An 8,635-nucleotide genomic window follows, 5' to 3' on the forward strand; every position below is an offset into this window, starting at 1 on the left:
AGGTCTTCCCTATTTCAACTACCCCGGAGCGTTACCAACGTCCGTGGTCAATACACCTAGGTTTCTCGCAGAATGGTATTCCATTCCCATTATACGGATGTTGCGATCGTTGGACAGGGTCGAGGGCAAAATCATCCTGCTGCGGGATTGAAAGGTCCGAATCACCGAGTAAAGTTGCCAGTGCCCCGAACGGTCACAGCCGTCCGGGCCATCACCTGCCGACGCGAACCAGCCCCCGGTGTGGTTTTCCAGAAAGTCGCCCTGCATGCTCCTGCGCCTGATCCTCAAGTACTCCAAGCCTTATCTGCCGTGGATCATCGCGGTGCTGGTCTTCCAGCTGGGCACGACCATGGCCACCTTGTTCCTGCCGAGCCTGAACGCGCGCATTATTGATGAAGGCGTGACCCAGGGCGATACGGATTTCATCTGGCGCACCGGCGGGGTGATGCTGGCGGTGGCCTTCATCCAGGTCCTCACCGCGGTCGCCGCCGTCTACTTCGGGGCGAAGACCTCGATGGCCGTGGGCCGGGACATTCGCCGTGGTGTCTTCCACTCGGTCGCCGGCTTCTCGGCCCGCGAGGTCAACGAGTTCGGTGCCCCGACCCTGATCACCCGGGGCACCAATGACGTCCAGCAGGTGCAGATGCTGGTGCTGATGGGTCTGAACTTCATGGTCTCCGCCCCGATCATGTGCGTGGGTGGGATCATCATGGCGCTGCGTGAGGATGCCGGACTGTCCTGGCTGGTGTGGGTCTCCGTGCCGCTGCTGGTGGTGATTGTCGGTTTCCTGATTCGGCTGCTGATGCCGCTGTTCCGCTTGATGCAGGAACGCATCGACTCCATCAACGGTGTCCTGCGCGAACAGATCATCGGCATTCGTGTGGTGCGCGCCTTCGTCCGGGAACCCTATGAAACCGAGCGTTTCCATACGGCCAACGAACGCCTGACCGATGTGGGGCTGCGGGTCGGACAGCTGTTCGTGCTGATGTTCCCGCTGATCGGGATGATCCTGCATCTGGCCACCGCTGCGGTGCTGTGGTTCGGAGGCCACCGGGTGGCCGACGGGAACATGGAGGTCGGCTCGTTGACCGCCTTCTTGCAGTACCTGCTGCAGATCCTCATGGCCGTGATGATGGGAACGTTCATGGCCATGATGATCCCGCGCGCGGCCGTCTGCGCCGAACGGATCGACGAGGTCCTGCAGGTCAAACCCTCGCTCAGGGACCCGGAAACCACCACGGCGGATGCCCCGCTGCACGGCACCGTCGAATTCCGCAACGTCTCTTTCGGCTACCCGGGCGCCGAGGAACCGGTGCTCAAGAACCTGGACTTCACCGCCGAACCCGGGCGCATGACCGCGATCATCGGATCCACTGGTTCCGGTAAATCCACCCTGCTCAACCTCATCCCGCGCCTGTACGACGCCGATGCCGGGCAGGTGCTCATCGACGGGGTTCCCGTTGCGGCACTGACCCGCGAACAACTCTCCGAGCGGATCGCTGCCGTGCCCCAACGCCCTTATTTGTTCTCCGGAACCGTGGCCTCCAACCTGCGTTACGGCAACCGGGAGGCGACGGATGCCCAACTGTGGGAAGCCCTGCGGATCGCCCAGGCCGAGGACTTCGTTTCCGAGAAGGAGGACGGACTGGAATCGGGGATCGCCCAGGGCGGCACGAACGTCTCCGGCGGACAACGCCAGCGCCTGTGCATCGCCCGCGCCCTGGCCGCCGGACCCAGGGTCTACCTTTTCGACGATTCGTTCTCCGCCCTCGATGTCACCACCGACTCCCGGCTGCGGGCGGCGTTGAAGGACACTACGCGTGAGGCCACGGTGATTATCGTGGCCCAGCGGGTGTCCACCATCGTCGGGGCCGACCAGATCCTGGTGCTCGACGACGGCGAAATCGTCGATCGCGGCACCCATGAGCAGCTGTTGGAGAGCTCGGCGACCTACCAGGAAATCGTCGAATCCCAGATCAGCGCGGAGGAGGTGGCCTAGATGGCCGAGAAGAAACCGGCCGCCCAGGTCGAGGATCTCGAGGATTTCGCGGTCTCCGTGGATGACGGATTCGGTGACCAGATGCCGGTGCGCAAGGCCAAGGCGTTCTGGCCGGCAACCAAACGCCTCATGGGGCTCATGGCACCCGAAAAGGCGGGGATCGCCGTCGTCCTCTTCTTCGTGGCCGTCGGCGTGGTGCTCACCGTCATCGCCCCCAAGATCCTGGGCAAGGCCATGGACGTCATTTTCTCGGGAGTCATCGGTTCACAAATGGCCCCGGGCACCTCCAAGGCGGAGGCCGTCTCCGGACTGCGGGCGCAGGGCAAAAGCAATCTGGCCGATATGCTCGAGCGGATGGACCTGGTCCCCGGGACCGGCATCGACTTCCACCAGCTCGGGGTCATCATCTCCTTCGTCCTGGTCATGTATTTCGTGGCCAACGTTTTCATCTGGGGTCAGGGCTACTTGCTGAATAAGCTGGTCATGCGCGTGGTGTACCGGCTGCGCAAGGACGTGGAAGACAAGCTCAATGAGCTGCCACTGAACTACTTCGACACCCGTCAACGCGGGGACCTGCTCTCGCGGGTCACCAACGATGTGGACAACATCCAGACAGCCCTTCAGCAGGCGTTCTCACAATTGCTCCAGGCGCTGCTGACCGTCATCGGCATCGTGATCATGATGTTCATCGTCTCCTGGCAGCTGGCACTGATCGCCTTGATCGCCCTGCCGCTTTCCGGGGTGGCTGCCGCCCTCATCGGCACCAAGGCCCAGGGCCTGTTTGCCGCCCAGTGGAAATCCACGGGTTCACTGAACGGACAGATCGAGGAGTCCTTCTCCGGCCACGACCTCATGAAGGTCTTCGGCCGCGAAGAGGAATCGGTGGCCCGCTTCGACGAACGCAACGAGGAACTGTTCAGGGCTTCCTTCGGCGCCCAATTCGTCTCGGGAACCATCTTCCCGGTCATGCAATTCATCTCCTACCTGGCCTATGTGGGCATCGCCGTCGTCGGCGGCCTGCGGGTGGCCTCAGGCCAGATGAGCCTGGGTGATGCCACCGCATTCATCCAGTACTCGCGGGAATTCACGCAGCCGCTGGGCCAGATCGCCGGAATGGCGAACCAGGTCCAGTCGGGTGTCGCCTCCGCCGAGCGGACCTTCGAACTGCTGGACGCCGAGGAACAGGAGGCGGAAACGCCCACCGCCCATCTGGCGGCCCGCACCGAAGGCCACGTCCAGTTCAACGGCGTCACCTTCTCCTATGACCCGGCCACACCGTTGATCGACGATTTATCCTTCGAGGCGCATCCGGGCCATACGGTGGCGATCGTCGGGCCGACGGGGGCCGGGAAGACGACACTGGTGAACCTGGTGATGCGTTTCTATGAGCTCGACGGCGGGGCCATCACCCTGGACGGGGTCGACGTCACGGCACTGTCCCGGGCCGAACTGCGCTCCAAGGTCGGCATGGTGCTCCAGGACGCCTGGTTGTTCAACGGCTCGATCATCGAAAACATTCGGTACGGCCGGCTCGACGCCACCGACGAGGAAGTCCACCAAGCGGCCACCGCCACCTACGTCGACCGTTTCGTGAAGGCATTGCCCGAAGGCTACGACACCATCATCGACGACGAGGGCACCAACGTCTCGGCCGGCGAAAAACAGTTGATCACCATCGCCCGGGCCTTCTTGGCCAACCCCTCGCTACTCATCCTCGACGAGGCAACGTCCTCGGTCGATACCCGTACCGAAGTGCTGGTCCAGCACGCCATGGCAGCGTTGCGCACCGATCGGACGAGCTTCGTGATCGCCCACCGGCTTTCGACCATCCGTGACGCCGACACCATCCTGGTGATGGAATCGGGCAGGATCGTCGAACAAGGCAACCACGAAGTGCTGTTGGCGGCCCGGGGAGCGTACTACCGGTTGTACATGTCCCAGTTCGCCGGGCCCGCCGAAGACCCCGACACCGTGTCCGACGTCGGGGACGGGGCCGGCTCCGCGCCGGTTTCGGACCTCTGAGCCGGCCCCGGTAGTCTCGGCCCATGAACCAGACACCCGCTGAACCCCGACCGCCCAGGCTTCCCTCCTTCAACGCGGTGGAGAACCGCCCGTCGGGTGACCTCACGGGGCTGGATCTGGACGGACGCAGCGAGGGGCTGCTCTTCGATTCCGATGACGCCGATGGCCAGGACCTTGAAGACACCGTCTTCACCGACTGCACCTTCCGGCGGGTCTCGTTGATGGGGGCAGAACTGAACCGGGCCAGTTTCGGGAACTGCGATTTCACCGATCTGAGTGCCGCCGCCCTGCGCGCCCCGGACAGTGGGTGGTGGAACACCCGGCTGGCCCGTACCCGCATCGGCTCCGCAGAGCTCCATGGGGCGAGCCTGCGTGCGGTGCTCCTGGACGGCGGCAAGGTCGATCTGGTGAACCTGCGCGGAGCGAAGCTCAAGGACGTCATCTTCCGCTCGATGATCATCGACGAGCTCGATCTCGGAGCGGTCCAGGCCGAACGCGTGGCGTTCCAGGACTGCCGGATCGGCATGCTGTCCCTGCACGGGGCCAAGCTCAAGGACGTGGACCTGCGGGGGGCCGCGCTCGCTGGCCTGTCCGGGGTGGGTGGTTTGCGGGGAGCGACCATCGGGGAACTGCAGCTGCAGGACCTGGCCCCGCTGCTCGCCTCCGAGGCGGGGCTACGAGTGCTGTGAACCGGGGGACCGACACAAACGCAATGAGCAACTTTGATTACTAGACATAGTGAACGCTCATAAGCGATCATAGGGGGAGACCAATACCGAAGCCCGCCATGCGGAGCCACCCCAGGAGAGTATCGATGACCACGAACGCATCACTTGGCCACCACATGGACGAAGAGCTGCGCAGCCAGCCCGACGTCTGGCAGCGCGCCGTCGCCCAGGCGGGTTCCGAGGACCTGCTGCCCGCCCACGGGGCCCGCGTGGCCGTCGTTGGCTGTGGCACCTCCTGGTTCATGGCGGAGTCCTACGCCGCGGCCCGTGAGGCCGCAGGACATGGCGTGACCGACGCCTTCGCCGCCTCAGAGGCCCGCATCGCCGGCCGCGGCTACGACGCAGTCGTGGCCATCACCCGTTCGGGCACCACCTCCGAGGTCCTGACGCTGCTCAAGGGCCTCGAGCCAGGCATCGCCACCGTCGCACTCATCGGGGATACCTCTTCCCCGATCGTCGAACTCGTGGACCGCGTCGTGGAACTGCCCTACGCCGACGAACAATCCGTCGTGCAGACCCGCTTTGCCACCACGGCGCTGGCCTACCTGCTCTCCAGCGTGGGCCTGGACCTGAGCGAGGCCATCGAAGAGGCGCGCACCGCCGTCGACCAGGAAACCGGGACCGATCTGCTCGAGGCCGAACAGTTCACCTTCCTCGGCCAGGGCTGGACCGTCGGGCTCGCCCACGAGGCGGCCCTGAAGATGCGCGAAGCCGTCCAGGGCTGGACCGAGGCCTACCCGGCCATGGACTACCGCCACGGCCCCATCGCCATCGCCGCCCCGGGCCGCGTGACCTGGTCCTTCGGGCCGGCCCCCGAAGGGCTGGCCGCCGACGTCGAACGCACCGGTGCCCTCTACCTCGAGTCGGGACGCCACCCACTGGCCGAACTGGCTCGCCTGCACCGCGTGACCCTGGACCGGGCCCGCCACCGCGGCCTGGACCCGGACGCCCCGCGCAACCTGTCGCGTTCGGTGATCCTCGAGGAGCAGGCCTAGGCCCCGCCCCGGCCTGGCACACCCCACCATGGAACCGGCATACCTGCTCTTCGATATCGGCGGCACGGACATCAAGGCCGCGCTGGCCGCAGTCGATGGCACCCTCCACACGGTGCTGCGGTCCCCGACGCCGCAGGCCGGGGACCCGGGGGCCGGCGCCGTCCTGGCCGAACTCGACGTGTTGCGCGGGCGGCTACAAGCCGAACACCCGTCGCTGACACCGGTCGCTGCCGGTGTCGTGGTGTGCGGAACCGTTGATGAGCACGCAGGAACCGGGGTTTTCTCCTCGAACCTGGGCTGGCGTAATGTGCCCTTCCGCAGGCTGTGCACCGAACGTTTCGGAATCCCCACCGGTTTCGGCCACGACGTCGGTACCGCAGGAGAAGCCGAACTCGCCCTGGGGGCTGGCCGGTTGCTGGGGGAACAGGCGCGCAACACGGCGGTCCTCGTCATCGGCACCGGCATTGCCGGGGCACTCTTTGTTGATGGTCGTCGGCTCGAAGCCGGGGGATTCGCCGGGGAGATCGGACACGCTGCCGTGCCTGGCGGGGGCGACTGTCCCTGCGGTGCCCACGGCTGCCTCGAAACGGTGGGCTCCGCAGCGGCCATCGCCCGGAACTATGCGCGGGCCACGGGAACGCAGGTCAACGGTGCGCGCGAGGTGCTCGAACGCCTCCATGCGGGAGATGCGGAGGCCCAGCGCTGCTGGAATGAGGCCATCGAAGCCCTTTCCTTCTCCATCGCCCAGCTGTGTGCCTCCGTGGGCCCCGAAGCAGTCATTATCGGCGGCGGGCTCGCCCAGGCGGGGGAAGATCTCCTGGCCCCGCTCCGCGCCGCAGTGGAGGCCCGGTTGTCTTTCCACCGCAAACCACGGATTCTCGCCGCCGAACTCGGTCAGGACGCCGGACTACGCGGGGCCTACCTGCGTGCCGAGGCCGCCCGGACCGCCGGAACTGAGGAGACCCCGTGATCCTGACCATCACCCCCAATCCAGCACTGGATGAAACCTACGACGTCGACCATCTTGCGGTGGGCGGAACCAACCGGGTGCCGGCCCCGAGCGTCAGGGCCGGAGGCAAGGGGCTGAACGTCGCTCGGGTCCTGCACGCTGAAGGCCGGCCCGTCGATGCCATCGCGACCTGTGGAGGCGGGGCGGGGGAGACCTTCGCCGCCGAACTGGCCGCCTCGGGGATCGAGAACACGCTGGTCCCCGTGGGGCCATCCACCCGGCGCAGCTTTGCGTTGGTGGACCGCAGCACGGGGGAGACGACGATCTTCAACGAACATGGTGGGGGGCTGGAGGCCGCCGAATGGAATGCCCTGCAACGTGCCGTCCAGGAGGCGCTCCACGATGCCGACGTCGTCGTGGGATCCGGTTCGCTGCCCGGTGGGGCCGCCGGGCCGGAGGGCGCGGCGGTCGACGAAGGGGCAGGGCATGGTCCGGGCTTCTACCCGTGGCTGGTCGGTGCCGCCCAGTCAGCAGGGGTTCCGTGCGTTATTGACACCTCGGGGGCCGGCCTGTTGGCCGCCGCGCGGGCCGGAGCCGACGTACTCAAACCCAATCATCATGAACTTCTCGAGGCCACCGGGACATCCGATATTGCCCGCGGTGCCGCCGTCCTGTTGGAGCTGGGTGCGCGCCGCGTCGTCGTCAGCTCCGGAGAGGAGGGCCTGAGTCTCTTCGACGGTGCGACCCCGGGGTCGCAGGTGTCGGCCCGACTGCCGGAACCCCTTGAGGGTAACCCCACGGGGGCCGGCGATGCCTGCGTGGCAGCCCTGGCCTCGGGCCTGGCCGAAGGCCTCGACGCCGCGGCGCTGGTCTGCCGTGCCGCGGCATGGTCCGCCTCGGCCGTGCTGATGCCAGCGGCAGGAGAACTGCACCCCAGCCACCCGCAGCTGGCCCACCGTCTGCTCGTCACCCGGCACTAGAAACCGCAAAGACCCAGCCCAAACCCCCAACTGAAAGCCGGATCCGCCATGGCCTTGAGCACTACCCGCGAACTGATGACCACTGCAGCCGATGCTTCACGAGGGCAGGGCGCCTTCAATGTCATTCACCTGGAAACCGCAGAGGCGCTCGTGGCCGGGGCCGAGCAGGCGGGGCTGCCGGTGATCTTGCAGATCTCCGAGAACTGCGTCGCCTACCACGGTGCGCTGGAGCCGATCGGCCTGGCCTGCCTGGCTATCGCCCGTCGGGCTTCCGTTCCGGTTTCGGTGCATCTGGACCACGCGGAAAGCGAGGATCTGGCCCTGGAAGCCGTGGATCTGGGCTTCGGCTCGGTCATGTACGACGGCGCCCATCTGGACTACGACGAGAATGTTGCCGCCACGGCCCGGGTGGCCCGTTACGCGCATGACCGGGGGGTCTACATCGAGGCCGAATTGGGCAAGGTCGGTGGCAAAGGTGGCGCCCACGCCCCGGGGGTGCGCACCGACCCCGCCGAGGCGGCTGCCTTCGTCGCCGCCACGGGGGTCGACGCCCTGGCGGTCGCCGTCGGCTCCTCCCATGCGATGACCAGCAGGTCAGCCGAGTTGGACGTGGAGTTGATCTCCCGGCTTGCGGCAGTCGTTGAGGTGCCCCTGGTTTTACATGGGTCCTCGGGGGTCTCCGATGAGAACATCGTGGCGGCCATTCGAGCGGGGATGCGCAAAATCAACGTCTCCACCCATCTCAACGGTTTCTTCACCGCAGGCATCCGCGACTATTTGCGCGCGGACGAGGCGGTCGTGGACTCCCGTAAATACGTCGGAGCCGGCCGCAGCCGGATGGCGGCCGAAGCCGGCCGCATGCTCGGGCTGTTTGCCCTGCAGCAGGGGCCAAGCAGCTCGCACTAGCTGTACTGATCAGGGACGTTAGTTAAACGATTGATGGGTGGCTGGTTCCCGATAGC

Annotated in this window: 7 protein-coding genes; all 7 read left to right on the plus strand. The window is 66.1% G+C overall.

Annotation, left to right across the window (positions count from 1 at the left end):
* Window positions 1–265: 265 nt before the first annotated feature.
* The 7 genes from FM101_RS14345 (at window position 266) to FM101_RS14375 (ending at window position 8,579) form a co-directional block, all read left to right on the plus strand.
* On the plus strand, window positions 266–1,999 hold the full coding sequence (locus FM101_RS14345; protein ID WP_087000864.1) for an ABC transporter ATP-binding protein: 1,734 nt from the start codon (window positions 266–268) through the stop codon (window positions 1,997–1,999).
* Window positions 2,000–4,021, plus strand: a complete 2,022-nt coding sequence (locus FM101_RS14350; protein ID WP_087000866.1) for an ABC transporter ATP-binding protein — start codon at window positions 2,000–2,002, stop codon at window positions 4,019–4,021. It abuts the gene before it with no gap.
* Window positions 4,022–4,044: 23 nt separating this feature from the next.
* Entirely contained in the window at window positions 4,045–4,710 is a 666-nt protein-coding gene (locus FM101_RS14355) for a pentapeptide repeat-containing protein (protein WP_087000868.1), read from the plus strand.
* A 125-nt stretch (window positions 4,711–4,835) separates the two neighbouring features.
* Window positions 4,836–5,744, plus strand: a complete 909-nt coding sequence (locus FM101_RS14360; protein ID WP_087000870.1) for an SIS domain-containing protein — start codon at window positions 4,836–4,838, stop codon at window positions 5,742–5,744.
* 28 nt (window positions 5,745–5,772) lie between these two features.
* On the plus strand, window positions 5,773–6,714 hold the full coding sequence (locus tag FM101_RS14365) for an ROK family protein (protein ID WP_087000872.1): 942 nt from the start codon (window positions 5,773–5,775) through the stop codon (window positions 6,712–6,714).
* Window positions 6,711–7,673: a 1-phosphofructokinase family hexose kinase gene (locus FM101_RS14370; protein WP_087000874.1), complete on the plus strand. Its 963-nt coding sequence runs from the start codon at window positions 6,711–6,713 to the stop codon at window positions 7,671–7,673. The genes FM101_RS14365 and FM101_RS14370 overlap by 4 nt, the downstream gene beginning before the upstream one ends.
* A 48-nt stretch (window positions 7,674–7,721) precedes the next feature.
* Entirely contained in the window at window positions 7,722–8,579 is an 858-nt protein-coding gene (locus FM101_RS14375; RefSeq protein ID WP_087000876.1) for a class II fructose-bisphosphate aldolase, read from the plus strand.
* Window positions 8,580–8,635 lie beyond the last annotated feature (56 nt).

The organism is Arthrobacter rhombi, assembly GCF_900163545.1.
GTDB classification, from domain to species: Bacteria; Actinomycetota; Actinomycetes; order Actinomycetales; family Micrococcaceae; genus Arthrobacter_H; species Arthrobacter_H rhombi_A.